Origin of the sequence: Streptomyces incarnatus (assembly GCF_001027185.1) — a bacterium.
Lineage (GTDB): Bacteria > Actinomycetota > Actinomycetes > Streptomycetales > Streptomycetaceae > Streptomyces > Streptomyces puniciscabiei.
The window spans coordinates 4,906,247-4,932,222 of the sequence record NZ_CP011497.1; the positions used below are offsets into that span (position 1 = coordinate 4,906,247).

A 25,976-nucleotide genomic window follows, 5' to 3' on the forward strand; every position below is an offset into this window, starting at 1 on the left:
CGGCCCGGCCCCCGGCCTGGCATGGCCCGGCCCGGCCCGGCGAGCGCGCGCCCCCGATGCCTCGCGGGCACCCCTGCTCCCGCTACCTCCGCTCCCCTACGTCCGCGTCACCCGCACCCGGTAGTCCCCGTCCCCGTCCCTGCTGATCACCTGCACGGTGATGCCGTGGCGCGGGTCCTTGAAGGACTCGCCGGGGGAGAAGGGGGCGTCGGAGAGTTCTGCCTGGACGTTGGGGCTGCGGGTGCAGCCGCCGCTGTCCCGGTGGCTGTCGTACACCGTGACCGGTCCGCGTCCGGTGTCGATCGTGCCGTCCACCTTGTAGATCAGCACACCCGGCCGGCACACCACCTCGTCGTTGCCGCCCTGTTCCCGCACCTCCAGGGCGTACGAACTGCGCGCGTCGACGGGCACCAGCACCAGCTTTCCGCCGCCCGGCCGGTACAGCGGTGTCAGTACGTACTCGATGCTGCCCCGCGCCGCCGCGCAGCCCACCTGGGAGCCGTCCAGCCAGCCCAGCTTCCACTTGTGCCAGCCGAGCAGGTCGTTGTCGGCCCCCCAGTCCTCGCTCATGATGTCCCAGTGCCCGACCGCGCCCCCGCCCTCCTGGGTGTACAGGTCGGGCAGGCCGAAGGTGTGGCCGTTCTCGTGCGGCAGCACCCGGTAGCCGGTGCGGGAGTAGGAGCCGGAGCCGTCGTCCTGGCGGGAGTAGACGAAGGAGGCGTTGGCGATGGTGACGCCGTCGGCGACCGGGGCGTCGCCGTTGCCGGCGAAGGTCACGGACAGGACCGTGTCCAGGGCGGAGGGGCCGGCGTTGGGGGTGACCAGGACGTTGACGATGTCGTACGCGCGGAAGTCCACCTTCGGGTCGGCCGCGGCCACGATGTCCTGCACCAGCTGCCGGTAGCCGGGGTCGAAGGGCGCGCCGCGCTCTATGCCGTACCCCTTGAAGGGCTTGGGCATCCGCAGCCAGGTGGTGATCGGGGTCTCCGGCCGGTAGTCCAGGCGGCCGTACGACGCGGTGCGGAACCACTCCTGGGTCTGCGGGAAGAACTCGTGGAAGCGGTCCATGGCGCTGCCCTGCCCGGGCGCGTCGGAGAAGTCGACCATCAGGGTCAGGGCGTGGAGCGTGCCCGTGGAGCGGGCGTAGCCGTGCGGGGTGGGTATTCCCTCGGTCATCTGTACGTCGACGGCGCCCTGGACCGCGCAGGGCGCGAGGGCGGAGCGGGCCGTGCCGATGGGCCCGGCGGTGGCGGGCGCCGGCAGGCGTCCGGTCCCGGCCGAGGTGCCGACCGCCAGGGTCAGCACGGTCACCGCGGCGAGAGCGGCCGTCCGGCGCGGGCGTATGCGGCGGCGGTTGCGAGGGGGGCGTGCGGCGGTGCGTACAGCGGGGCGTATGCGGCGGCGGGGTGGCTGCGGCTGCATGCATGGGCCTCTCGCTCCACGGCAGCCGCGGTCTGTCGGCTGCACCCTTGCGCTCACCCTGTGTCGGCGGGGTGCGGGCCGCTCGCTGGAGGAGACCGATCGTGGGAATGCCGGTCCGCACGGGGGTGAATTCCGGCGAGAGGTGAGTGTGTCTCAGGTCACAGCTGCTCTTTTTGTGGGCGGGAAATAACCGGGGACCCTCTCCCCGTTTAACCGTGTGTCCGAGCGAAACGGGGACTGTCTCCCCGGATCGCCCCCCGCTTCTTCGAGGAGTACGCCGTGCCGACCGCGACCATCCCCGTACCGCGCAAGGTGACCCGGCCCCGCGCCGACGCCGTGCGCAACCGGGAGCGGATCGTCACCGCCGCCCGGGAGATGTTCGTCGAGCACGGCCCGGACGTGCCGCTCGACGAGATCGCCCGCCGGGCCGGCGTCGGCAACGCCACGGTGTACCGCAACTTCCCCGACCGCGAGGCCCTCGTCCGCGAGGTCGTCTGCTCCGTCATGGACCGTACGGCCGAGGCGGCCGAGGTCGCCCTCGCCGAGACCGGGGACGCCTTCGCCGCGCTGGAGCGGTTCGTGCACGTCTCCGCCGACGAGCGGATCAGCGCGCTCTGCCCGATGATCTCCAGCAGCTTCGACAAGCACCACCTCGACCTGGAGGCCTCCCGCGAGCGCGTCGAGCAGCTCGTCGAGGAGGTCATGGGCCGGGCCGTGGCGGCCGGACAGCTCCGGTCCGACGTCGGCGTCGGCGACCTGATGATCGCCGTGGCCCAGCTGAGCCGGCCCCCGGCCGGCACGGACTGCCTGCGCGGCGACCGTTTCGTCCACCGCCACCTTCAGATCTTCCTCGACGGCCTGCGGGCGCCCGCCCGCTCCGCCCTGCCGGGCACGGCCGTGACCATCAAGGAGCTGCGCGAGTGCTGACCGATTAGTTCGGCTCCCGATCCCAGTCCACCCGTACGCCCGACCTTCCGGCCGTCAGCGTCGACGAGCCGTTCCTCATGCCTGCCGCTTTGGCGTCCTGGTTCTCCACAGTTCTCCGTAGTTCTCCTACCTCGTCTTTTCCGTCACGAAGTCCCGAAGTGGGTATCTCCATGTCCGAAACCGCCCGCAAGGCTCCCGGCGCCACCGCGCCGGCCGGCTTCGCCGCACGTGCCGGCGACGCCAACCGCTGGAAAGCGCTCGTCTTCATCGCGCTCGCCCAGCTGATGGTCGTCCTCGACGCCACCATCGTGAACATCGCCCTGCCCCACGCCCAGACCGACCTCGGCATATCCGACGGCAACCGGCAGTGGGTCGTCACCGCCTACGCCCTCGCCTTCGGCGGGCTGCTGCTCTTCGGCGGCCGTATCGCCGACAAGTGGGGCCGCAAGCGCGCCTTCGTCACCGGCCTGGCCGGCTTCGCCCTCGCCTCCGCGCTGGGCGGTGCCGCCACCAGCGGCCCGATGATGTTCGGCGCCCGCGCCCTCCAGGGCGTCTTCGGCGCCCTGCTCGCCCCGGCCGCGCTCTCGCTGCTCGCGGTGATGTTCACCGACGCCCGTGAGCGCGCCAAGGCGTTCGGCATCTACGGCGCCATCGCCGGCGGTGGCGGTGCCGTGGGCCTGATCCTCGGCGGTTTCCTCACCCAGTACCTGAACTGGCGCTGGACCTTCTTCGTGAACATCCCGTTCGCCGTCGTCGCCGCGCTCGGCGCCTACTTCGTCATCCGTGAGCCCGAGGGCGGCCGCAACCGCTCCCCGCTCGACATCCCCGGCGTGTTCCTGTCCACGCTCGGCCTGGTCGCCCTCGTCTACGGCTTCACCCGCGCCGAGTCCGACGGATGGAGCGACGCGGTCACCATCGCCATGTTCATCGCGTCCGGGGTGCTGCTCACCGCGTTCGCGTGGGTCGAGTCCCGGGTCAAGGCCCCGCTGCTGCCGCTGCGCGTGGTGACCGACCGCAACCGCGGCGGCATCTACCTCTCGCTCGGCCTCGCGATCATCGGCATGTTCGGCCTGTTCCTCTTCCTGACCTACTACCTCCAGGTCGTGAAGGGCTACTCGCCGGTCAAGACCGGCTTCGCGTTCCTGCCGATGGTGGCCGGCATGATCACCGGCTCCACGCAGATCGGCACCCGGCTGATGACCCGGGTCCCGGCCCGCTTCCTGATGGGCCCCGGCTTCCTGGTCGCCGGTCTCGGCATGCTGATCCTGACCCAGCTGAAGATCGACTCCGCCTACCTCACCCAGCTGCTGCCCGCCATGGTGCTGCTCGGCCTCGGCATGGGTACGGCGTTCATGCCGGCGATGTCGCTGGCCACCCAGGGTGTCCAGCCGCGGGACGCCGGTGTCGCCTCCGCGATGGTCAACACCTCGCAGCAGGTGGGCGGTGCGATCGGCACCGCCCTGCTGAACACCATCGCCGCCTCGGCGACCACGTCGTACGTCAAGGGCCACATCGCCGGTGCCGCCGCCAGGCCGCAGCAGGAGCTGGTGAAGCTCCAGGGCATGGTGCACGGCTACAGCATGGCGATCTGGTTCGCCGTGGGCATCCTCGGTCTCGCCGCCCTGATCGCCTTCACCTTCGTCAACGCCGGCCGCCCGGGCGGCACCGAGGTGATCTCCGGCGAGGGCCGGGACGAGGGCATCGAGGACGAGGTGCCGGTGCCGGTGGTGGCCCACTGAGCCCCGTACGGTGATCCACGAGTGAACTAGCGGAGCCAGGGCAGGTCCGCACCCGCTTCATCGGGCTGGAGGCCCTCGGCGATGATCTCCATGATCTCGCCGAGGGCCTTCTGCTGCTGCGGGCTCAGCCGGTCGAACATCGCCTGCCGTACGGCGTCCACATGGCCCGGCGCGGTGCGCGCGAGCACCTCGGCGCCCTCGTCGGTGAGCACCGCGAACTGGCCGCGCTTGTCGGAGGGGCAGTCCTCGCGGCGCACCCAGCCGTTCTTCTCCAGCCGCGCGATCGCGTGCGACAGCCGGGACCGGGTGATCTTCGCCTGCATCGCCAGCTCGGTCATCCGCAGCCGGCGGCGCGGGGCCTCGGCGAGACCGACGAGCAGGCCGTAGTAGATGTGCGGCATGCCCGCGTCGCGCTGCAGCTGCCGGTCGAGGTGGTCCTCCAGCAGGGTGGTGGCGTGCAGATAGGCGCGCCAGACGCGCTGTTCCTCGTCGGTGAGCCAGCGGTGCTGTGCGGCGGAGCCGGGTGCCGTGTTCATGGGTCCCACTGTACGAGGCAGCTCCTTGAAACTTGAACAAGTCGGGCGTACGGTTGGCAGCATAGAGCTTGAGAGTTAAAGCATCTGGATCGACCGCTGGAGCCGCCGCCATGTCCGCCGCCGCACAGGAGACACACACCGTCGCGCGGGAGCGCATGCCCGCGCTGTACCTCAGCCACGGCGCCCCGCCGCTCGCCGACGACCCCGTCTGGCCCGGCCAGCTCGCCGCCTGGTCCGCGGACCTGCCCCGGCCCAGGGCGATCCTCATGGTCTCCGCCCACTGGGAGGAGGCCCCGCTCGCCCTGGGCGCGGTGGAGACGGTCCCGCTCGTCTACGACTTCTGGGGCTTCCCCGAGCACTACTACCAGGTGCGGTACGCCGCCCCCGGCGCCCCGGAGCTCGCCGAGTCCGTCCGCAAGCTGCTGCGCGCCCCCGGCACCCCCGTCCAGGACATCCCCGACCGCGGCCTCGACCACGGCGCCTACGTCCCCCTCGTCGAGATGTTCCCGGCCGCCGACATCCCCGTCCTGCAGATCTCCATGCCCACCCTCGACCCGGTGCGGCTGATGGACATCGGCCGCAGGCTCGCGCCGCTGCGCGACGAGGGCGTACTGATCGTCGGCTCCGGCTTCTTCACCCACAACCTGGCCGCCCTGCGGTACGCGGGGCACGGCGTGCCCAGCTGGTCCTCCGAGTTCGACGACTGGGGCCGGCGTGCTCTGGAGGCCCGCGACTGGGACGCCCTGCTGGACTTCCTGGACAAGGCCCCGGCCGGCCGCTACGCCCACCCGCGCACCGAACACTTCGCCCCGCTCTTCGTCACCATGGGCGCGGCGGAGGCGGGCGGCGAGCTGGACGCCCAGAAGTCCGTGATCGACGGGTTCTGGATGGGAATGGCGAAGCGGTCGGTGCAGTTCGGCTGAGCCGCGTGTCCTGGCCGAGTCCGCGTCTTGGCCGAAGTCCGCGTCTTGGCCGAGGCCGCGTCCTGGCCGGGGCTACGTCCAGCCGAGGCCGTGCTCTAGCCGAGGTCCTTCTCGTACCAGGCCACGTCCCAGTAGCGGCCGAACTTGCGGCCGACCTCGCGGTACGTGCCGACGTGCCGGAAGCCGAAGCGGGCGTGCAGCCGCTCGGAGGCCTCGTTGGGCTGGGCGATCCCGGCGTAGGCCCGGTGCACGTCCTCGCCGGCCAGCGCCTTGAAGAGGGCGTCGTAGAGGAGCGACCCGATCCCGCGGCGGCCGGCGTCCGGGGCGACGTAGACCGAGACCTCCACGGACGTGACGTACGCGGGCTTCGGGCGGTAAGGGCTGGATGTGGCGTACCCCAGAATCTGCTGTGACTCCGCGTCCGTGGCAACCATCAGGCGGTGCGGGCCGTCTTCCGGGTGGGAGAGCAACCAAGGGCGGCGCTCTTCCGGAGTGAAGATCGCGGTATCGAACGTGATGGCTGTCTCGCGTACGTAGTGGTTGTAGATCGCCGTGAGGGCGTCGAGATCACCCTCGACTCCCGCTCTGACCTGCACCTCTGTACGTCGCGTCGGCATCGCGCCTCCCGTGTGGCGGACAGGGTACTGCATGATCAGAAAAATTGGGGGGCGGGTTGGGAATTCTGTCCGGATTCCAGTCGTTGTTTCCCACGGATGCAGGGCACTCGGAGAGAGTCGCCAGAGACACTCCCCCGATGCCGAGCGTTCATCAGGACCACCCGCCAGCCCACCATCGCAAGGGAGCACGCATGGCAACCCGTGCCGTCGCCCGTCGTCAGTCCGCCACCGGCGAGACGGCCGACTCGGCAAGCAGTGTTCGCGCTCATGGCGGCGAGATCGCGGACCGCGACCTGGTCGGCATGTACCTCGACGAGATCGCGCGTACGCCGCTGCTCGACGCCGCAAAGGAGGTCGAGCTGTCCCAGACCATCGAGGCGGGTGTGTTCGCGCGGCAGGTCCTCGACGGCGAGGAGGAGTCCGCGTCGGACGCCACCCGCGAGGAGCTCCAGGCCCTGGTCGCCGCCGGCGAGCGGGCCAAGGACATCTTCATCCGGTCCAACCTCCGCCTGGTCGTGGCGGTGGCGCGCCGCTACCCCCGTAGCGGTCTGCCGCTCCTCGACCTGATCCAGGAGGGCAACGCCGGCCTGGTGCGCGCGGTCGAGAAGTTCGACTACCGCAAGGGCTTCAAGTTCTCGACGTACGCCACCTGGTGGATCCGTCAGGCCATCACCCGCTCCATCGCCGACCAGTCCCGCACCATCCGGCTCCCCGTCCACCTGGTGGAGGAGCTGGGCCGCATCCGCCGCGTCCAGCGCGAGTTCAACCGTGAGAACGGCCGCGACCCGGAGCCCGCGGAGATCGCCGCGGAGCTGGGCGCCACGCCGGAGCGCGTCATCGACGTCCTCGACTGGGCCCGCGACCCGGTCTCGCTGAACATGTCGGTGGACGACGAGGGCGAGACCCAGTTCGGCGACCTGCTGGAGGACACCTCCGCGGTCAGCCCCGAACAGTCCGTCCTCACCCTCCTGCGCAGCGAGGAACTGGACGACCTGATCGGCCGCCTGGACCAGCGCACGGCCTCCATCATCAAGATGCGGTACGGCATCGAGGACGGCCGCGAGCGCACCCTGACCGAGGTCGGCAAGGAGCACGGCCTGACCCGCGAACGCATCCGCCAGATCGAGAAGCACGCTCTGCTCGAGCTGAAGAAGCTGGCCCGCCAGACCGGCTTCGACGCGGCGGCGTAGGGGGTCCCTGCCGGTCGGTGCCGGTGCCGGTGCCATGCCAGTGCCGGTACCGATGCCGGTGCCGGTGCGGTGAGCGGTGCCGGTGGGGTCGTGGATCGGTGCGACTCCGGGGCGCGGCGGTGCGCAACGCCTGGTGCCTGTGGGCGTACGGTGCCTGGGGGAGCGCACGCCGGTGACGGAAGACGGCGCAAACATGGCGCGGTCCCGTCGCTTCAACTCCCGGGCCCACGGGAACAACCCTTCCGGGCCCCACAGCAGCCAGGCCCCGCAACCGCACTCCCCACGCACCACACAGACCGGCCGACCCCACGCGTCCACCCGCACGACCCGAGCCACACAGCCAGGTCCCGACGCACATCCCCCCCGGCGCCGGGACCTTCCCAGCCGGGCCTCGGCACCTATCCCCCCCCCGGGTGCCGGGGCCCGGCTTCATCTGTCTCCATCTGTCTCCATGGACAACTCCGTCCGCGCCGACGGCGGTTGAGGGGCGAGATCCGTCAACTCGTCACTTGCGTCCGAACGTTGGCATCAAGCCACCGCCCGCGCCCGCAACGTCGCGGCCGCCCAGTCGATCACCGGGGTCACGGGCTCGGGAGCCGTCGGCCGTTGACGACGGCCAGCAGGCGGAGGCAGGTGCCGCTGCGGGGTTCGCGCGCGGCTCCGAGGCGCTGGAGCAGCCACGCGTACGGCGTGACAGGGCCGTCCTGCCCGGAGGCGGGGGCGCACCGGGCGACGAGGACCGCGACGACGGGATCCGCATCCGGCGCTTCGGGCCTGTTCGGCGGCGACCTCGCCGAGGGGGGAGCGGCCGGTCCACGATCCGCCGGATCACCTCCAGGCCGAGGCCGAGGTCGCGGAGCGTCCGTACGAGCGTCAGCCGGGCGACCGCCTGCCGGAGTGCATGAGCCCACCTTCCGGTCTCCCCCTGCGGGAGACCCAAGTCCGCGCGGGTGGTGGGGCGGTGGGGCATCCTGGAACGACGGCCCACCCCGTACCTGAACCCCGGGGTGGACCGTCGGATGGCAGATTCTGCCACATGGGCATAGCCTGCCGGGATGAGCACCACCCCCAGCGCCACCAGGGGCACCTTCCCCAGCACCGGCCGCCGGCCGCCTTCCGTCTCCGCGCCGGTCTCGCTCACCGAACGCCGGAAGGCCGAGACCCGGATGGAGATCGCCCGGGCGGCGGCCGCCCTGTTCGTCCGCCAGGGCCTGCGGGCGACCCGCGCCGAGGACATCGCACACGCCGCCGGCATCGCACCGCGCACCTTCTACCGTTACTTCGCCACCAAGGAGGAGGCGGTCGCCCCCCTCTACGCGGCAGGCGCGCAGCGCTGGGCGGAAGCGGTCCGCTCGGCTCCGGCCCGGCTCAGTGTTCCGGAAGCCCTGGAGCACGCCGTACGGCACACCTTCACGCCCGGCGCCGGTGTCTCGGTGGCGTCCTGGGAGTGGGTCCGCACCCTGATCCGCCTCGCCGACGCCAGCCCCGCCCTGCGCAAGGTCTGGGCAGAGGTCTGCCAGGCGTCGGAGCACACCCTGGCCGAGATCCTGGCACACCGGATCGCGTCAACCGGCTCGCGGAATGCGGGAGTCGGGTCCGCCGGAAGCGGCGAGGCCGAAGCCGGACCCGGTGACGACGCCGGATGCGGTGAGGCCGAAGCCGGACCGGGTGACGACGCCGGCTGCGGTGGGGCCGAAGCCGGACCGGGTGACGACGCCGGAAGCGGTCAGGCCGGTGGGGTGGAAGCGCGGCGCGACAACGATGCCCCGGGGCTCACGGCCCCCGCACCGGTCACCCCCGGTCTCCGCTTCGCCGCGGCCGTCGCCGGCACCGCCGTCCGCGTGGCCGTGGAGTCCTGGGCCACCTCCTCCTCCCCGCCCAGCGGCCCGGAGGGCCCCGCGGCCCTGGCGCTGCGCAACCTCCGATCCCTGCGGGACTTCCAGTGGGGCGACGGCGAGGGTTAGCTCTGGGCCAGGCCGTCACCGTGGGCATCCCGCCCGGGGGTGTCCGCCCCGGCCCGGCTCAGCCGACCGCCCAACTCCCGTACGCTCGCCACCAGTTCATCCGGCGACCACACCGTGAACTCGTACCCCGCCATCGCCAGCCGCACCGCCAGCCATTCCGGGGGATCACCGACGGTGCCCCGCAGTACACAACCTCCCTCGCCGTCGTCCTCCGGCACCCCGAGCCACGCCGACAGGCGGGTGGACACCTGCTCCGCCGGCGCGGCGAAGCGGACCGCGAACTCGTAGGTCTCCTGGCGCCGGTGGATGGACCGCCGCAGGTACTCCGCCGCGCTCCCGGTCGGCAACTCCCGTGGCGCGAAGCGGACTCCGGTCGCGAACGGCGAGCTCACCCGGTCCACCCGGAAGGTCCGCCAGTCGGCGCGGTCGAGGTCGTACGCGACGAGGTACCACCGGCGCCCGGTCGACACCAGCCGGTGCGGCTCGGTCAGCCGCCGTGACTCGCTGCCGTCCTTGTCGCGGTAGGCGAACCGCAGCCGCTCGTGCCCCGCCACCGTGGAGGCCATCACGGTCAGCGTCTCCGGCGCGATGGTCGGCCCGTCCCCGCTGGTCAGCGGTGTCGTGGCGGCCTGGAGCGTGGACACCCGGTGGCGCAGCCTGGCCGGCAGCACCTGCTCCAGCTTGGCCAGGGCCCGTACGGACGCCTCGTCGACGCCCGCCACCGCGTGCCCGGCACCGGCCCGCAGCCCCACCGCGATCGCCACCGCCTCCTCGTCGTCCAGCACCAGGGGCGGCAGCGCCTTGCCCGCGACCAGCCGGTACCCGCCGTCCGCGCCCCTGGCGGCCTGCACCGGATAGCCCAGCTCCCGCAACCGGTCGATGTCCCGCCGCACGGTGCGGCGGGAGACCCCGAGCCGCTCGGCCAGCTCACCGCCGGGCCACTCGCGCGGCGTCTGGAGGAGCGAGAGGAGCTGCAGCAGCCGTGCCGGTGTGTCCGTCGTCATGTCTTCGAGCATGCCCGACCACTAGGACATGATCTGACCTAATGGGGTCCTAGCTTGAGGGCATGACCTCCACGGAACAGACCCTCCCCGCTCACCGGGCCTCCGGTGACCGCCGCCGCTGGTTCGCGCTGGCGATCGTCATGACCGCGGCCTTCATGGACCTGGTGGACGTGACGATCGTCAACATCGCCATCCCCTCCATCAAGCGGGACGCCGGCGCCAGTGTCAGCCAGATCCAGTGGATAACCGCGGGCTATGCCCTGGCCTTCGCCGCGGCTCTCATCACCGGCGGACGTCTCGGCGACATCCATGGCCGCAAACGGCTGTTCCTGACCGGTGTCGGCGGCTTCACCCTCGCCTCCGCCCTGTGCGGCTTCGCCGCGAACCCGGAGATGCTCGTCGCCTCCCGCATCCTGCAGGGCGGTATGGCGGCGATGATGGTGCCGCAGGTGCTGTCGATCGTGCACGCCACCTTCCCGGCCCACGAACGCGGCAAGGTGTTCGGCCTGTTCGGCGCGGTCGTCGGTCTGGGCGCGGTCTCCGGACCGCTGCTGGGCGCACTCCTGACGGAGTGGAACCTGCTCGGGCTCGAATGGCGGCCCATCTTCCTCATCAACCTCCCCGTCGGCGTCCTCGCCTGGCTGCTCGGCCGCCGCTTCATCACCGAGTCGAAGGCCCCCAAAGCACTGAAGCTGGACCTCGTCGGTGTCGCCCTGGTCTCGCTCGGCCTGCTGATGCTGCTCTACCCGCTCACCCGCGGCCGCGAGCTGGGCTGGCCGCTGTGGGGGTACCTCTGCATGGCCGGTGGGCTCGTCGTCTTCGCGGCGCTGGTGTCGTACGAAAAACGGAAGGCGGCCAAGGACGGTTCCCCGCTCATCGAGCTGTCACTCTTCCGGGTGAAGAGCTTCGCCGCGGGCATCGCCGTGCAGACCGTTTTCGGTGTCGCGCTCGGCATCTTCTTCCTGGTCTGGACGCTGTACATGCAGATCGGCCTGGGCTGGAGCCCGCTGCGGGCCGGGCTGACCGGCGTGCCGTTCTCCCTCGCGGTGTCGACGGCGGCCGGGATGTCGGTGCAGAAGCTCGTCCCCAGGTTCGGGCGGAAGGTGCTCCAGGCCGGCGCGCTGGTCATGGCCGCGGGCGTCCTGCTCTACCTGTGGGAGGCGCACCGGTACGGCCTCGCCATCGCCTCCTGGCAGATGGCCCTGCCGCTGGTCGTGATGGGCGCCGGGATGGGGCTGATCGTCGCCCCGCTGACCGACGCGGTGCTGTCGGAGGTGCCGCGCGAGCACGCCGGGTCCGCGTCCGGGCTGATCAACACGGTGCAGCAGATGGGCAACGCGCTCGGCCTCGGCCTGGTGTCGGTGGTGTTCTTCGGCGAGATCGGCGACCGGCTCACCCCGGCCCAGGTCGGCCCGGCCTTCGTGCACGCCTTCCAGCACGCGCTGTGGTGGGTCGCCGGGATCATGGGCGCGATCTTCCTGCTGATGTCCGCCCTGCCGAAGCGGCCGGCCCAGCACATGGAGGGGGCCGGACCGGAGCCGGCCGTGGCCGAGCGGGAACCGGAACTGGTGCCCTGACCAGGCACGACGAGGGGCCCGGCACCCATCAGGTGCCGGGCCTCTCTGCTGCTCCGGGCGCCCAGTGAAAGTCCGATCATGCCCGATTCGAGCCTGAACCTGTTTACTTTCCGGAAATCCGGGCGTAGCGTCGTCATCGAAACCACACGTTCGGGCATCGCCCGGAAGCGAACGGACATCAGGGAAACGGGCATCGAGGCGGAGGCCAACGACATGTACGCACCGGAACGGCAGCAGGAGATCCTCCGGCTCGCACGTGACGGCGGCCGGGTGGACGTGCTGTCGCTCGCCGAGGAGTTCCAGGTCACCGCGGAGACGATCCGTCGCGATCTGAAGGCCCTCGACCGCGCCGGACTCGTCCGCCGCGTGCACGGCGGTGCCATCCCGGTCGGCCGCCTGGACTTCGAACCGGACCTCACCGAGCGCGAGTCCACCGCCGCCGACGAGAAGGACCGCATCGCCAAGGCCGCCCTGGCCGAACTGCCGACCGAGGGCACGATGATCCTCGACGCCGGTACGACGGTCGCCCGGGTCGCCGCCGCGCTCCCGCTGGAGGCCTCCCTCACCGTCGTCACGCACAGCCTGCCCATCGCCGCCCGCCTCGCCGACCACCCGGGCATCCAGCTCCACCTGGTCGGGGGGCGCGTACGGCACCGTACGCGCGCCGCCGTGGACGCCTGGGCGCTCCGCGCGTACGGCGAGATCCGCGCCGACGTGCTGTTCGTGGCGGCGAACGGCTTCTCCGCCGAGCACGGCCTGACCACTCCGGACCTCGCCGAGGCCGCGGTCAAGCGGGCCGCGGTCGCCGCCGCCCGCCGCGTGGTGCTGCTGGCCGACTCCTCCAAGCACGGCCAGGAGCACTTCGCCCGCTTCGGCGACCTGAGCGACGTGGACCTGCTGATCACCGACAACGGGCTGAGCCCCGAAGACGCCGCCGCCATCGAGCGCGGCGGCACGGAAGTAGTGCGCGCATGATCCTCACCGTCACCCCCAACCCCTCCCTCGACCGCACCTACGAGGTCCAGCCCCTGAAGCGCGGCGAGGTCATCCGTGCCGAGACCGAGCGCATGGACCCCGGTGGCAAGGGCGTGAACGTCTCGCGCGCCGTCGCGGCCGCCGGCCGGCGTACGGTCGCTGTCCTGCCCCTTGGTGGTGCGCCGGGGGCGCTCGTCGCCGACCTTCTCGACGCGCAGGGCATCGAGGTCGCGCCGGTCCCGGTCGCCGGGGACACCCGCTCCAACATCGCGCTCGCCGAGTCCGACGGGGTCCTCACGAAGATCAACGCCCCCGGCCCGGAGCTGTCGGCGGCCGAACAGGAGCTCCTCCTGGACACCGTGCGCGAGCAGTCGCGCGACGCCGACTGGATCGCGTGCTGCGGCAGCCTGCCCCGGGGGCTCGCCCCCTCGTGGTACGCCGATGTCGTCACGCGGGCGCACGCCGGGGGCTCGCGCATCGCGCTGGACGCCTCGGGTCGTGCGCTGCAGGAGGCGCTGCGCGCGCAGCCCGACGTGGTGAAGCCCAACGCGGAAGAGCTCGCGGAAGCCGTCGGCCGCCCCCTGGCGACCGTGGGCGACGCCCTGAAGGCGGCCGAGGAGTTGCGCGGCATGGGCGCGCGCGCCGTGCTCGCAAGCCTGGGCGCCGACGGGCAGCTCCTCGTGGAGGACGCGGGCGCCTGGTTCGCCACCGCCCGCGTGGACACCGTCCGCAGCAACGTCGGTGCCGGCGACTCCTCCCTCGCCGGTTTCCTGATCGCCGGCGGGAGCGGCCCCGAGGCCCTGGCCTCCGCCGTCGCCCACGGCGCCGCCGCCGTCCAGCTCCCCGGCAGCGTCATGCCGACCCCCGCCGACCTGGACCCGTCGGCGGTGACCGTCACGGCCGAGATCCCGCTCGACCGCGAACTCACGGAGCCGGTGCCGTGACCGGGCCCACGCTCCGTGGCACCCGCCCCGGCACCCGGCACCTGGGCGCACGCCCCACGCCCGCACGCCCGGACTCCCCCACACCACCGGCCCCCAAGCGGCGAGGCGCCCCGTTCCTCGTCGCTGCCCCGGGGCGGCCCGGCCACCTGAGCCGCCACCGTGCCGCCTCGGGAAGGCGGGGTTTCCCCGACCCCGCCTCCCGCACGGCCTCATCCCCCCACCGCACCCCCGTCCCCCTTTCCGCCCACCTCTCTCCCCGGGCGATACGCGTGCATAGGAGCCCGCGATGAGCGACATGATCACCGCGGACCTGGTCGACCTCGACCTGTCCGCCGACACCAAGGAAGCGGCGGCGCGCGCCCTCGCCGAGCGGATGGTGACCCAGGGCCGGGTGACCGACCTGGAGGGCTTCCTCGCCGACGTGGCCGCCCGCGAGGCGCAGATGCCGACCGGCCTCGACGGCGGCATCGGCATCCCGCACTGCCGCAGCGCCCATGTCACCGAGCCGACCCTCGCCTTCGGCCGCAGCGCCGCCGGCATCGACTTCGGCGCCGTGGACGGTCCGGCCGACCTGATCTTCCTGATCGCGGCCCCGGCCGGCGCCGACGACGCCCACCTCACGATCCTCTCCTCACTGGCCCGCCAGTTGATGAACGCCGACTTCACCTCGGCGCTGCGCGCGGTGCCCGACGCGCGGACGGCGGCGGCGCTGATCCGCGGGGACGAGACGCCGGGCACGGCACAGGCGCCGGCGGCCACTTCCGAGGAGGGCACGGGCGCGAGCGAGGGCGCGGGCGTGAACGAGGGCGCGGGCGCGGGCGTGAGCGAGGGCGCGGACGTGAACGAGGGCGCGGGCGCCGCGCAGGGCGCCGTGGGCGCCTCCGAAGACTCCGCTGCGACGCCGGTGGCGGCCTCCGCCGGCGCCGCAGCGGGCACCACGGCCCCGGCACCGGGCGCGGCCGCCGAGAGCGCGTCCGCCCCGGCGCCGGGTGCCACCGGCTCCGGTGACCGGCCCTTCCGCATCGTCGCCGTGACCTCCTGCCCGACCGGCATCGCGCACACCTACATGGCGGCCGAGTCCCTGGAGAACGCGGGCCGCGAGGCGGGCGTCGAACTCGTCGTCGAGACCCAGGGCTCGGCCGGCTTCACCCGGCTGGACCCGGCGGTGATCGCGGCGGCGGACGCCGTGATCTTCGCGCACGACGTCCCCGTACGCGACAAGGACCGCTTCGCCGGCAAGCCGACCGTCGACGTCGGGGTGAAGGCGGGCATCAACCGCCCCGCCGAACTCATCACGGAGGTGCGCGGCAAGGCGGCGCGCGGCGAGACGAGCGCGCTGGCGACCGCGTCGGGCGGCACGCCGGTCGAGCGCGCGGGCGACTCCACCGAGGGGTACGGCACCAAGCTCCGCAAGTGGCTGATGAGCGGCGTGAGCTACATGGTTCCGTTCGTCGCCGCGGGCGGCCTCCTCATCGCCCTGGGCTTCGCGATCGGCGGCTACAAGATCAACAAGGCGCCGTCGGTGATGGACCACTTCGTGTGGACGCAGACCGACAGCTGGGGCGCCCTGCTGTTCCAGATCGGCGTCGTCTCCTTCGGCTTCCTGGTGCCGGTCCTGGCCGGCTACATCGCCTACGGCATGGCCGACCGGCCGGGCCTGGTCCCCGGCTTCGTCGGCGGCGCGATCTCGGTGACCATCAACGCGGGCTTCCTCGGTGGCCTCGCGGCCGGTCTGATCGCCGGTGGTGTGGTGCTGGCCATCCAGAAGGTGCGGATTCCCCCGGCGCTGCGCGGCATCATGCCGGTGGTGGTGATCCCGCTGATCTCCTCGGCGATCGTCGGGTTCCTGATGTTCGTCGTGATCGGCAAGCCCATCGCCACCGCGCAGAAGGGCCTCACCGACTGGCTGAACGGCCTCACGGGCACCAACGCGATCCTGCTCGGCGCCCTGCTCGGCCTGATGATGTGCTTCGACCTGGGCGGTCCGGTCAACAAGGTCGCCTACACCTTCGCCACCGCCGGCATCGCGGTCTCGACCCCCAGCGACTCCGCGATGAAGATCATGGCCGCAGTGATGGCGGCCGGCATGGTCCCGCCGCTGGCGATGGCCCTCGCCACCACCGTGCGCGGCAGGCTGTTCACGCAGACCGAGCGCGAGAACGGCAAGGCCGCCTGGGTCCTGGGCGCCTCCTTCATCTCCGAGGGCGCGATCCCGTTCGCGGCGGCCGACCCGCTGCGCGTGATCCCCTCGTCGATGATCGGCGGCGCACTCACCGGCGCCCTGTCGATGACCTTCGGCGCCACCCTGCGCGCCCCGCACGGCGGCATCTTCGTGGTCCCGCTGATCGGCAACCCGTTCCTCTACCTCATCGCCATCGCGGCCGGCGTCTGCGCCACCACGGCCCTGGTCGTCCTCCTCAAGGGCATGCGCAAGCAGACCCCGGAGACCACGGCCAGCGGCTCCGCCCCGAACACGGCCGCCACGACGAAGGAGACCAAGCAGCCCGTGGCGGCCTGACCACCGCACTCGGCCCGACTGCCCTTGTCCCTTTAGTTCGCTGTGAGTTGTTCACGGCACATGCGAGATACGTCACGGTCCGGGGTCACAGTCCCGGACCGTGGTGTGTACTGGGCGTATGCCAGAGCATGTCTCGACTCTCCAGTTGGCGGGCGCGGTCGTCCTCACCCTGGCCGGCGTGGCCTGGGCGATCGTCGTCATACGCCTGCTGCGCCGCTTCCGCACGGCGGCCCTGCGAGAGATCCCGGCTGTTCACCTTCCGGTCCTGCCGCGCCAACCCCAGGCCGGCCCCGCGCTGGAGAAGGTGGAACTGACCCCAGCGGAACAGGACGCCTTCGCCGGACTGATACGGCGACTCGGCGATCACTGACCGGAATCACTGACCGGACAGGCACTGTCCCCCGCCGCCCCTCCGGAACGCCCCTACCCCTGCCGCGCCGCGCGCCGCTCCATCGCGTCCCGTGCGGCGTCCTCCGACATGTACACCTCGCACATGTGCCGCCCGTCCGGCGTCGCCGTGTGCTCCACCTCCCACAGCGAGAGCTCGCTGCCGTCCGGCAGCAGGAACGCGTGCTCGTACAGCGCGTAACTCAGTCCCGCGCGCCCGGCGCGGCCCGGGCGTCCGAACGCCTGCGTGATCTCGTGCGCCGTCGACGTCGCCAGCAGCGCCGCCGTCTCCGGACCGGGCCGGTCCGGGTTCTCCGCCCGGCGCAGCAGCCGGCGCGCGTGGTCCGCCGAGTCACCGGCGGCGAACACGTGCCGCGGCTCCGGGATCGCCCACAGCCGCATCAGCGCGGGCAGCTCGAACTCCGGTGTCTGCGGCGGCATCCCGAGCCGCGCCGTGGCCGTCTGCAGCTCCTCCTGGTCGACGTACACCTCGCTCTCCGGGGCGCCGCCCGGGGTGGGGTTGTGCACGAGCTCCCACAGCGTGACCGCCGAGCCGTCCGCGAGCAGCCAGGTGTGCCGGTACGTCTCCCGGTGCAGCCCCGCGCTGTGGTACGCGGAGTGCAGCGAACTGTCGTGCGCCAGCGCGCACTCCAGCTGCCGTACCACCTCGTCGGGCAGCTCGAAGGAGTTCAGGGCACGGCCGAGGAGCCGCTCGAGATGCTCCTCAGGAGACTCGGGCGACTCGGCTGGTTCGTACGCTGCCGTCTCGTACGGAACGCTCAAGGCTTCTCCCGGCGTTGCTGCATGTCACCTTGTGGGTGCATACCGTAGCCCCTCGGTCGGACATCATGTCCGGGAACCGAGAAAACGTACGCCGGGAAAACGCGCGGGCCGCGCGAGAAGTTCCCGCGCGGCCCCACGTGTCGTCAAAAACCGCCGCTCAGGCGGCACTTCCGGCGATCCAGGCGCTCCAGGACATGTTCCAGCCGTTGAGGCCGTTGTCCGGGGAGACCTTCGTGTCCGGGGAGTTCTTCACGACGACGACGTCCCCGATGAGCGAGTTGTCGTAGAACCACTTGGCGGTCGTGGCGCCCTGTGCGCCCTGCACATCGGCCAGGCCGACGCAGCCGTGGCTGGTGCCCTCGCGACCGAAGGGCGGATTGCCCCTGTTGTACCAGTAGTTGCCATGGATGAAGGTGCCGGAGTCCGTCAGGCGCATGGCATGCGGCACGTCCGGGATGTCGTACTCGCCGCCGAGACCGACCGTCCGGCTGTCCATGCGGGTCTGGGTGAACTTCTCGGAGATCACCATCTGCCCGTTGTAGGTGGTGTGCTGCGGGCTTCCGGTGGAGATCGGGATCGACTTGATCGTCCTGCCGTCCCGCACCACGGTCATGGTCTGGGTGTTGGCGTCGACCGTGGAGACCTGCGACCGCCCGATGGTGAAGGAGACGGTCTTCTTCTGCACTCCGTAGACGCCGTGCGCGCCCTGGACCCCGTCCAGGTCGATCTTCATCGTGACCTTGGAGCCGGCCTTCCAGTACTCCTGCGGCCGGAAGTCCAGGCGCCGGTCCCCGAACCAGTGCCCGACCACCTGCTGACCGCTGCTGGAGTCGACCGTGATGTGCGACTGCACGGCCTTCTTGTCGCTGATCGACTTGTCGAACGTGAACGACACCGGCATGCCCACCCCGACCGTGCTGCCGTTGTCCGGCGTGTAGGTGCCGATGAAGCTGTTCGCCGACGTCACGGTGGTGAAGATGGAGTTGGCCGCCGCGGTCCGCCCGTCGGCGTCCTTCGCCGTCGCGGCTATCTGGTACTTCGTCCCACGCTCCAGCTGCTGCTTCGGCTTCCAGCTGCCGCCGTCCGCCGAGATGGCCCCGGCCACGGCCTGCCCCGTCCCCGCCACGGTCATCTTCACGTCGGTCAGCCTTCCGCCGCTGACCTTCACGCCGGTCGCGTTGATGGACGCGTCGGTCGAGCCGTCCTTGGCGGAGATGAGGATCCTCGCCGTCGACGTCTTGGGGGAGTTCTTGCCGCCCTTGCCGTCGTCGGTGGCGTTGGCGCTGCCACCGCACGCGGTAAGGGTGAGGCTGCCGACCAGCAGGGCGGCACAGGCCCCCAGTACGCGCCGCGCTGCAATGTCCGGCGTTGTCACGGGCTGCTCCAGGTTCGTGTGATGTGCGTGATCCGTTCCAGTGCGTGAGGAAAGAGGGCACTGGCGCCCGGAAAGGTTCCCTCCCACTCCTGTGAACCGCCATCACGTGACAGAACCGCGACAATTCACGCCCGGCGGACGATCCGGTCCGCCCCGACCACATCCCGCCGCGCCCCCAGCGCCCCGTCCTCTGGCCCCGGCCCCCGGGGCCCCCGGGGCCCCCGGGGCCCCCGTCCCCCCCGTCCCCCCCACCCTCGCCCCCCGCCCCTACCTCGCCCCGTACAACTCCCCGTACGACGGCCACACTCCACCGGGCCCGTCGACCGACTCGGCGGCGCGTACGCCCCGCATGATCGCGCGCGTCACGACGTCCGCACCGGCCGCGAGGACGCCGTTGAGCTCCAGCGGGTGTTCGCCGAGAGCGCGCGTGCCGGTCGCCAGGGCGAACACCGTGTCGCCGTCGTTCATCAGGTGGACCGGTCGTACGGCGCGCGCGATCCCGTCGTGCGCCGTGCCCGCCAGCTTCTGCGCCTGTGCCTTGGACAGGTGCGCGTCGGTCGCGACCACCGCCAACGTCGTGTTGAGCGGGGGCGGCGCGTTCCTGGCGGCGGTTTCGTCGAGGCGCAGGCACGCGGCCTCGTGCACGCGCTCCGCGGGATACTCCACCCGCCCCTGACTCAACTCCCCGTACAGCGCCCCCGTCTCCGGCTCGATCACCGACCCCGCGGCGTTGACGACCACGAGCGCTGCCACGGTGATGCCCGAGTCCAGCACCGTGCTCGCGGTGCCCACGCCGCCCTTGATCCGTCCCGCCACGGCGCCCGTCCCGGCCCCCACGCAGCCCTCCGCCACCCGGGCGCCCGGCGTGCTCACCGCCGCGGCCTCCACCGCCGAACGCCCGGTCGCCGCGTCCGGCCGTGCGCCGAAGTTCCCTCCGCGCCCCAGGTCGAAGACGCACGCGGCGGGCACGACCGGCACGACGTGCGCCGGGTCCGGCCCCACCCGCACTCCGCGCCCCTGCTCCTCCAGCCAGGCCATCACGCCGGACGCCGCGTCGAGCCCGTACGCGCTGCCACCGGTCAGGACGACGGCGTCGACCCGCCGCACCACGTTGCGCGGGTCGAGCGCGTCGGTCTCTCTGGTGCCGGGGCCGCCGCCGCGCACGTCCACGGCGGCGACGGCGCCGCCCTCCGGTGCGAGCACGACCGTGGTGCCGGTGAGCCGGCCGTCCCCGCGGAGGGTGGCGTGCCCCACCCGCACCCCGGCGACGTCCGTGATTGCGTCAACTGTCATGGGGGCCAGTCTCGCCCGCCGAGGCGCCCTGGGGCACTCAGCCGGCCGGAGCGGAGGTGCTCGCCGCACGCTGCCGGCCGGCCATGCGCGCCGTCAGCGTCACTCCGACCGCCACCGCGGACGCGCACACCAGCCCTGCCGCGAACACCGCCCAGTCGCCCAGGATGGTGCAGCAGATCACTAGCAGCGCCGTGACCGGCAGTACCAGTTGCTGGGCGACGCCGACCTTGAAGTGCCGCGAGTGGAGCGCCCAGACGGTGAGCAGATACAGCGCCGTGGGCAGCGTCACGGCCGCCGACGCGGACAGCGTGGAGATGTGGGTCCTGCCGACCGCGTGCTCCACGGTCACCTCCAGGCCCGCGCCGATCGCCGCGGCCGAGGCGAAGATCAGGTAGTGGCCGTAACCCCACAGGAACGCCTGGCCGTTGGCGCGGAGGTGACCGTGGATGGGCACCACGAAGTAGATCCACCACGCGGAGAAGACGATCAGGAGTCCGCCCGCCGCGATCGGCAGCAGCTCGCCCAGCGCGTTGTGCTCGTCGAAGGCCCCCTTCACGGCGACCGTCGCCGAGGCGACCGTCTCGCCGAGCACGATGATGGTGAACAGGCCGTACCGCTCGGCGATGTGATGCGGATGCCAGGACGTCTCGTGGTGCTTCTCGGCGAACAGCGGCACGCACATCTCCGCGATCGCCATCACCAGGAACACCCAGGGCCGTGCAGGTCCGGGCAGCAGCAACAGGCCCAGCCAGCCGACCTGGCACAGCAGCACGCCGCACGCGTAGCGCAACGCCACGGTCCGCTCGGCCCCGGCGGCGGATCGCGCGGCTCTCAGCCACTGCGTGGCCATCGCCAGCCGCATGATCAGGTAGCCGAGCCAGACCACCAGGTAGTCGTGGTGCTGGAAGGCCCGCGAGATGCCGGCGGCCAGCACCAGGACACCGGCGATCTGCACCAGGGTGACCACCCGGTAGAGCACGTCGTCGTTGTCGTACGCCGAGGCGAACCAGGTGAAGTTCATCCAGGCCCACCAGATGGCGAAGAACTGCATCGCGTAGTTGAGGATTCCGTCGCCCGCGTGCCCCTCGGCGACGGCGTGCACCAGCTGCACGCCCGCCTGGGCGATCGCCACGACGAAGCACAGGTCGAAGAAGAGCTCCAGAGGCGAGGAGACCCGGTGCGCCTCGTCGCGCCCGCGCGCGACGAGGCGTCGCAGCGGTCCGGAGGACTGGGATGCGCCCGAGGAGGTGGGCGCCGGAGCGGAACTCGACGTCATGCCCCTCAGCACAGCAGAAAAGCGGGCGGAAGGCCTTGTGGAGGCCACCGCGGACAGTGGACGCGGTCGCAAGCGGCCCCCACGGGGGCGCCGGACGCCCGGGGGCGCGGGGAGCGGGGCCGTACCCTTGAGACATGAGCACCGCCCCCGCATCCGGCTCCCGCGACCCGAAGCCCGCGCTGGTCTTCGACGACCCGCTGGACCAGCAGACCTCGGACGACACCGATCGCGGATGGGGCGAGCGCACGGACGGCGACAGCGCGGCCGACCTGAAGCGCTTCCTCGACGAGAAGCCGCCGCACCACCTCTGAGCCGCCCGCGGCAGCTGAGCCGCCCGCGGCAGCGCGGCTAGCGCTCGCCGGGTCCCGATCCACGCTGCGCGACCAGCGCGTCGCGGATCTCCTTGAGCACCTCCAGCTCGGTCACCTCGATGACCTCCTTCGTGCCCTCCCGTGCCGCCTTGCGGGCCGCCTGCCGGGCCAGGTACTTCGACATCGGCAGGATCATCAGGAAGTACACGACCGCTGCGGTGATCAGGAAATTCAGCGTGGCACCGAGCACAGAGCCCCACATGAGCTGGATGCCGTGCGTTCCCCTGCAGGAGGAGGTCAGGCACGAGCTGTAACTGTCCAGGCTCTGCGTGCCGATCGCTCCGACCACCGGGTTGATGACGCCCTTCACCACCGAGTTCACGATGTTGGTGAAGGCGGCGCCGATGACCACCGCGACCGCCAGATCGACGACGTTGCCGCGCATCAGGAAGGCCTTGAAGCCCTGCCAGACGCTCGGTTTCTTCTTCTCGCTCACCTCGGGGACTCTCCTCGCATGCACAGGGTGTGGAACCAAACGCTCCGCAACCTACGACACGGTGCGGCCATGGTGTCCAGTCCCGCCGTTCGATCGAGCGATGTGACAGCAGGCCGCTGAGAAGGCGTCCGAGCCGGTTCGGCACGGCGTCGGTCAGCACAGCGTCACCGCCAGGCGCGCCGTCGCGCTCGCGCCGACCAGCCGCGCCGCCGTGCCACGCGGCACCGACAGCACGACCAGCGCCCCGCTCTCGGTCCCGTCCGCCGGCGGCTCGGGCACCTCGGTCACCCGCACCCCGCGCGCGAGCACCCGTGCGACGCCCCCGGCCGCGGGGTCCCCGGCGGCGATGACGTCGACGTGGTCGCCGGGCCGCAGGAGCCGGACGGTGGCCGCGTCGGCGATCCGCACGGGCGCCGTCACCACCTCCACGGCCGTATGCCGGCGTACGGGCACCGTCACCGGGTGCGCCCGCGCCTGGTCCGCGGGACGCGGTCCGGCGCCCGTGCGCGGCCCCGCGGCGACGAGCGCGGCCGCGGTCACCGCGAGACCGGCCGCGATGGCCCGCCTGCGGTGCCGTACGAGCCGCTGCATCTGATACCGCCCGCCGCGCACCCGCACCGGCGGGAACTGCGGGACCGCACAGGTCGCCGGGGCGTCGGTGCCCAGCGGACGCGGAAGCCGGACGGGAGGCGGGAGAACGGGAGGCGGGAAGGGAGGAGAGGACGAGGGCGGAGTGGGGGACGGATTCGAGGACGGGAACAGATCCGAGGACGGGGACAGATTTGGGGACGGGGACCGCTTCGAGGATGGGGACAGAGGCACGGAAATCACCGCCTGCGACGAGGAATTCGGCTTGCGATGCCACGATGAGGCCTCGCGCCGAATCCCGCCGGAGCCGGTGGATCACGGATGGATTGTGGAAAACCCGCTCACTCGAACGAGGAATTCCGGAACGTCCCGCGCCTGTGTCACGGCAGCTCGAAGCCCGGATCCATGCCGCCGAGCGCGTCCACGCACAGACAGTCCCGCGCACCGGTCTCCGGCAGTGCCGCCACCGCGTCGAACAGCACGCCCCGCAGCCGGTCCACATTGGCCGCGAACACCCGCAGCACCTCCTCGTGCGAGACGCCCTCACCGGTCTCGGCACCGGCGTCGAGGTCGGTGACCAGGGTCAGCGACGTGTAGCACAGCTGAAGTTCCCGGGCGAGCGCGGCTTCCGGGTGCCCGGTCATGCCCACGACCGACCAGCCCTGGGCCCGGTGCCACAGCGATTCGGCACGCGTCGAGAAGCGCGGCCCCTCGACCACGACCAGCGTGCCGCCGTCCACCGGCTCCCAGTCCCGCCCCCGGGCGGCCTTCAGCGCGGCAGCCCGTCCGGTGGGGCAGTAGGGGTCGGCCATGGAGACGTGCACGACGTTCGGCACGGTGCCGTCGGGCAGCGGCAACCCGTCGAAGTACGACTGCGCCCGGGACTTCGTACGGTCCACGAACTGGTCCGGCACGAGCAGGGTGCCGGGGCCGTACTCGGGCTGCAGTCCGCCGACCGCGCACGGGCCGAGGACCTGCCGGACGCCGACCGAGCGCAGCGCCCACAGATTGGCGCGGTAGTTGATGCGGTGCGGCGGCAGGTGGTGGCCGCGGCCGTGCCGGGGCAGGAAGGCGACCCGCCGGCCGGCGATCTCGCCGAGGAAGAGGGAGTCGCTGGGCGGCCCGTAGGGGGTGTCCACCTGGACCTCGGTCACGTCGTCGAGGAACGAGTAGAAGCCCGAGCCGCCTATTACGCCGATCTCTGCGTTCGCCATGACCAGCACACTAGCGGGCGGGGAAACCGTGGGGGAGCGGTGCCCGGAAGCACCGGGGACCCCGCTGTCGTACGACGGCGGGGTCCGGGCAGGCAGAGGTCAGGCCGCGGAGCTGCTGGCGGAGCTCGAGGAGGACGACGACGAGGCCGGCTTCGAGTCGGACGAGGACGAGCCGGCCGACGAGGTGCTCGACGCCGACGTGCTCGACGACTTCGACGCCGGGCTGCTGCTCGACGAGGAGCCGCGGGAATCGTTGCGGTAGAAGCCCGAGCCCTTGAAGACGATACCGACCGCGGAGAACACCTTCTTCAGGCGGCCCTTGCAGCTGGGGCACTCGGTCAGGGCGTCGTCGGTGAACTTCTGCACCGCCTCGAGGCCCTCGCCGCACTCGGTGCACTGGTACTGGTAGGTCGGCACTGTGTTCCTCCTGGCACTCTCACTCAATGAGTGCTAACGACGAACCATAGTGACGTATTCCGGGGGATCAGTCCACCGCCACCGGCACGCGGTGACCGACGCCACGTGCGACGGTGCGGTTCTGCGGCCGCGCGACCAGCCGGGACCGCAGCGCCAGCAGGGTCGCCAGCGCGAGCACCGTGCCGGCCATCGGCACCAGGAATCCCGCGCCGTCCCACAGCCGGTCCTCCAGCTGTCCGGCGACCGTGACGGCGGCCGCCTGCCCGAGCGCGACCGCGCCGGTCAGCCAGGTGAAGGCCTCGGTGCGGGCGCCGGCCGGGACCAGGCCCTCGACCAGCGTGTACCCGGTGATCAGCGCGGGCGCGATGCACATGCCCACCAGCAGGCCGAGCCCGGCCAGCAGCAGGACCGAGTGCGCCGTCCACAGGGCGGACGCGACGATCGCGAGCGCCGTGTAGCCGACGACCAGGCGGTGCTGGGGGGCGGTCTTCCAGGCGATCGCGCCGCAGACGATGCCGGACAGCATGTTGCCGGCCGCGAAGACGCCGTACAGGACGCCGTTCAGGCCGGGCTCGCCGATCGACTCGGTGAACGCCGCCAGTGCGACCTGCATGCCGCCGAAGACGGACCCGATGCCCAGGAAGGTCACGACCAGCACCCGCACGCCGGGCACCCGCAGCGCGGAGGCGTGCTTCACGCGCGCGTGCCCGCTCTGCCCGGTCACCGGCGGCTGGGTGCTCTTCTGCGCGGCGAACAGCAGACCGCCGACGAGGGTCAGCGCGCCCTCCGTGACCAGGCCGGCCGCCGGCGTCACCGCGGTGCACAGCGCGGTCGCCAGCAGCGGGCCGAAGACGAAGGTCAGCTCGTCCGTGACCGACTCGAACGCCGCGGCGGTGGTCATCAGGGGCGAGCCCTGCAGCTTCACGCCCCAGCGTGCCCGCACCATGGGGCCGACCTGCGGCACCGAGGCGCCGGTCGGTACGGCCGCCAGGAACAGCGCCCACAGGGGCGCGTGCGCCAGCGCGAGCGCCGTCAGCGACAGACCGGACAGCGTGTGCACCACCACGCCGGGGATCAGCACGGCGCGCTGGCCGTAGCGGTCGGCGAGGCGTCCGCTCCAGGGCGCGAACAGCGCCATGGAGACGCCGGTGGCGGCCGCGGCGGCGCCCGCGGCGCCGTACGAGCCGGTGGTGTGCTGCACGAGCAGCACGATGGAGATCGTGAGCATCGCGAACGGCTGGCGCGCCGCGAAGCCGGGGAGCAGGAAGGTCCAGGCGCCGCGGGTGCGCAGCAGCTGTCCGTATCCCGGGCGGGAGGAGGCCGGCGAGGTGTTCTCCGGTTCGGAGACCTTCTCCGGTTCGATGGTGCTGACCGTGGATCCCACGGCCCGTGCCTTTCTGCCGCCTGGTAGCGCGGGCCACGTGGGGCCCGGGCGCCGAGAGCTGTCCTCTTGCGCGGACTGCGGTAGATGCCGGCGCCCACGGTGGGTGGGGGGCGACG

23 protein-coding genes and 1 pseudogene are annotated in these 25,976 nt (G+C 72.0%); 11 read left to right on the forward strand and 13 right to left on the reverse strand.

The window, feature by feature from the left end:
- Positions 1-96: 96 nt before the first annotated feature.
- Positions 97-1,422: a M6 family metalloprotease domain-containing protein gene (locus ABB07_RS22125; protein WP_208900333.1), complete on the reverse strand. Its 1,326-nt coding sequence runs from the start codon at positions 1,420-1,422 to the stop codon at positions 97-99.
- A 279-nt stretch (positions 1,423-1,701) separates the two neighbouring features.
- On the opposite strand from ABB07_RS22125, the gene ABB07_RS22130 reads away from it, so the two are divergent.
- Together ABB07_RS22130 and ABB07_RS22135 are read left to right on the forward strand one after the other, a co-directional pair.
- A complete protein-coding gene (locus tag ABB07_RS22130; RefSeq protein WP_208900334.1) occupies positions 1,702-2,349 on the forward strand; it encodes a TetR/AcrR family transcriptional regulator in 648 nt (215 codons plus the stop codon).
- A gap of 170 nt (positions 2,350-2,519) precedes the next feature.
- Entirely contained in the window at positions 2,520-4,088 is a 1,569-nt protein-coding gene (locus ABB07_RS22135) for an MFS transporter (protein WP_208900335.1), read from the forward strand.
- 26 nt (positions 4,089-4,114) lie between these two features.
- Here the strand turns inward: ABB07_RS22135 and ABB07_RS22140 are convergent, their stop codons facing one another.
- Positions 4,115-4,624, reverse strand: coding sequence for a MarR family winged helix-turn-helix transcriptional regulator (locus ABB07_RS22140; protein WP_208900336.1), 510 nt, complete (start codon positions 4,622-4,624; stop codon positions 4,115-4,117).
- 110 nt (positions 4,625-4,734) lie between these two features.
- Between ABB07_RS22140 and ABB07_RS22145 the strand changes: the two genes are divergently transcribed.
- Complete coding sequence (locus ABB07_RS22145; protein ID WP_208900337.1) at positions 4,735-5,547, forward strand: dioxygenase family protein; 813 nt, start codon at positions 4,735-4,737, stop codon at positions 5,545-5,547.
- A gap of 95 nt (positions 5,548-5,642) precedes the next feature.
- Here the strand turns inward: ABB07_RS22145 and ABB07_RS22150 are convergent, their stop codons facing one another.
- Positions 5,643-6,164 (reverse strand): GNAT family N-acetyltransferase, encoded by a 522-nt coding sequence (locus ABB07_RS22150; protein WP_208900338.1) that lies wholly within the window; start codon positions 6,162-6,164, stop codon positions 5,643-5,645.
- Between the two features lie 191 nt (positions 6,165-6,355).
- Between ABB07_RS22150 and ABB07_RS22155 the strand changes: the two genes are divergently transcribed.
- Together ABB07_RS22155 and ABB07_RS22160 are read left to right on the forward strand one after the other, a co-directional pair.
- Entirely contained in the window at positions 6,356-7,354 is a 999-nt protein-coding gene (locus ABB07_RS22155; protein ID WP_208900339.1) for a sigma-70 family RNA polymerase sigma factor, read from the forward strand.
- 1,166 nt (positions 7,355-8,520) lie between these two features.
- Positions 8,521-9,318, forward strand: coding sequence for a TetR/AcrR family transcriptional regulator (locus ABB07_RS22160; protein WP_208903566.1), 798 nt, complete (start codon positions 8,521-8,523; stop codon positions 9,316-9,318).
- On the opposite strand, the gene ABB07_RS22165 is transcribed toward ABB07_RS22160, so the two are convergent.
- Entirely contained in the window at positions 9,315-10,322 is a 1,008-nt protein-coding gene (locus tag ABB07_RS22165; RefSeq protein ID WP_208900340.1) for a helix-turn-helix transcriptional regulator, read from the reverse strand. The genes ABB07_RS22160 and ABB07_RS22165 overlap by 4 nt on opposite strands.
- Positions 10,323-10,384: 62 nt before the next feature.
- On the opposite strand from ABB07_RS22165, the gene ABB07_RS22170 reads away from it, so the two are divergent.
- From ABB07_RS22170 to ABB07_RS22190, 5 genes are all read left to right on the forward strand, one after another.
- A complete protein-coding gene (locus ABB07_RS22170) occupies positions 10,385-11,899 on the forward strand; it encodes an MFS transporter (protein ID WP_208900341.1) in 1,515 nt (504 codons plus the stop codon).
- 213 nt (positions 11,900-12,112) lie between these two features.
- Complete coding sequence (locus tag ABB07_RS22175) at positions 12,113-12,874, forward strand: DeoR/GlpR family DNA-binding transcription regulator (RefSeq protein WP_208900342.1); 762 nt, start codon at positions 12,113-12,115, stop codon at positions 12,872-12,874.
- Entirely contained in the window at positions 12,871-13,818 is a 948-nt protein-coding gene (pfkB, locus tag ABB07_RS22180; protein ID WP_208900343.1) for a 1-phosphofructokinase, read from the forward strand. The genes ABB07_RS22175 and pfkB overlap by 4 nt, the downstream gene beginning before the upstream one ends.
- A 286-nt stretch (positions 13,819-14,104) precedes the next feature.
- Positions 14,105-16,336, forward strand: a complete 2,232-nt coding sequence (locus tag ABB07_RS22185) for a PTS fructose transporter subunit IIABC (RefSeq protein ID WP_208900344.1) — start codon at positions 14,105-14,107, stop codon at positions 16,334-16,336.
- Positions 16,337-16,454: 118 nt separating this feature from the next.
- Positions 16,455-16,706, forward strand: coding sequence for a hypothetical protein (locus tag ABB07_RS22190; RefSeq protein ID WP_208900345.1), 252 nt, complete (start codon positions 16,455-16,457; stop codon positions 16,704-16,706).
- 53 nt (positions 16,707-16,759) lie between these two features.
- Here ABB07_RS22190 and ABB07_RS22195 read toward each other — a convergent pair whose 3' ends face one another.
- The 4 genes from ABB07_RS22195 to ABB07_RS22210 form a co-directional block, all read right to left on the reverse strand.
- Positions 16,760-17,506: a DUF6227 family protein gene (locus ABB07_RS22195; protein ID WP_208900346.1), complete on the reverse strand. Its 747-nt coding sequence runs from the start codon at positions 17,504-17,506 to the stop codon at positions 16,760-16,762.
- Positions 17,507-17,663: 157 nt separating this feature from the next.
- Positions 17,664-18,881, reverse strand: coding sequence for a L,D-transpeptidase (locus ABB07_RS22200; protein WP_208900347.1), 1,218 nt, complete (start codon positions 18,879-18,881; stop codon positions 17,664-17,666).
- Positions 18,882-19,148: 267 nt separating this feature from the next.
- Positions 19,149-20,174 carry a P1 family peptidase gene (locus ABB07_RS22205; protein ID WP_208900348.1) on the reverse strand — a complete coding sequence of 342 codons (1,026 nt, stop codon included), beginning with the start codon at positions 20,172-20,174 and terminating at the stop codon, positions 19,149-19,151.
- A gap of 37 nt (positions 20,175-20,211) precedes the next feature.
- A complete protein-coding gene (locus tag ABB07_RS22210; protein WP_208900349.1) occupies positions 20,212-21,450 on the reverse strand; it encodes a low temperature requirement protein A in 1,239 nt (412 codons plus the stop codon).
- 134 nt (positions 21,451-21,584) lie between these two features.
- Between ABB07_RS22210 and ABB07_RS22215 the strand changes: the two genes are divergently transcribed.
- Positions 21,585-21,761 carry a hypothetical protein gene (locus tag ABB07_RS22215; protein WP_208900350.1) on the forward strand — a complete coding sequence of 59 codons (177 nt, stop codon included), beginning with the start codon at positions 21,585-21,587 and terminating at the stop codon, positions 21,759-21,761.
- 37 nt (positions 21,762-21,798) lie between these two features.
- Here ABB07_RS22215 and mscL read toward each other — a convergent pair whose 3' ends face one another.
- From mscL to ABB07_RS22240, 5 genes and pseudogenes are all read right to left on the reverse strand, one after another.
- Complete coding sequence (gene mscL / locus ABB07_RS22220) at positions 21,799-22,257, reverse strand: large conductance mechanosensitive channel protein MscL (protein WP_208900351.1); 459 nt, start codon at positions 22,255-22,257, stop codon at positions 21,799-21,801.
- Between the two features lie 153 nt (positions 22,258-22,410).
- The gene (locus ABB07_RS22225; RefSeq protein ID WP_425264819.1) at positions 22,411-23,019 is read right to left on the reverse strand and encodes a CpaB family protein; all 609 of its coding nucleotides are present in this window, start codon (positions 23,017-23,019) and stop codon (positions 22,411-22,413) included.
- Positions 23,020-23,225: 206 nt separating this feature from the next.
- Positions 23,226-24,112 (reverse strand): annotated as a pseudogene (locus ABB07_RS22230) (S-methyl-5'-thioadenosine phosphorylase).
- A 46-nt stretch (positions 24,113-24,158) separates the two neighbouring features.
- A complete protein-coding gene (locus ABB07_RS22235; RefSeq protein WP_208900353.1) occupies positions 24,159-24,476 on the reverse strand; it encodes an FmdB family zinc ribbon protein in 318 nt (105 codons plus the stop codon).
- 67 nt (positions 24,477-24,543) lie between these two features.
- Complete coding sequence (locus ABB07_RS22240) at positions 24,544-25,860, reverse strand: MFS transporter (protein ID WP_425264752.1); 1,317 nt, start codon at positions 25,858-25,860, stop codon at positions 24,544-24,546.
- Positions 25,861-25,976 lie beyond the last annotated feature (116 nt).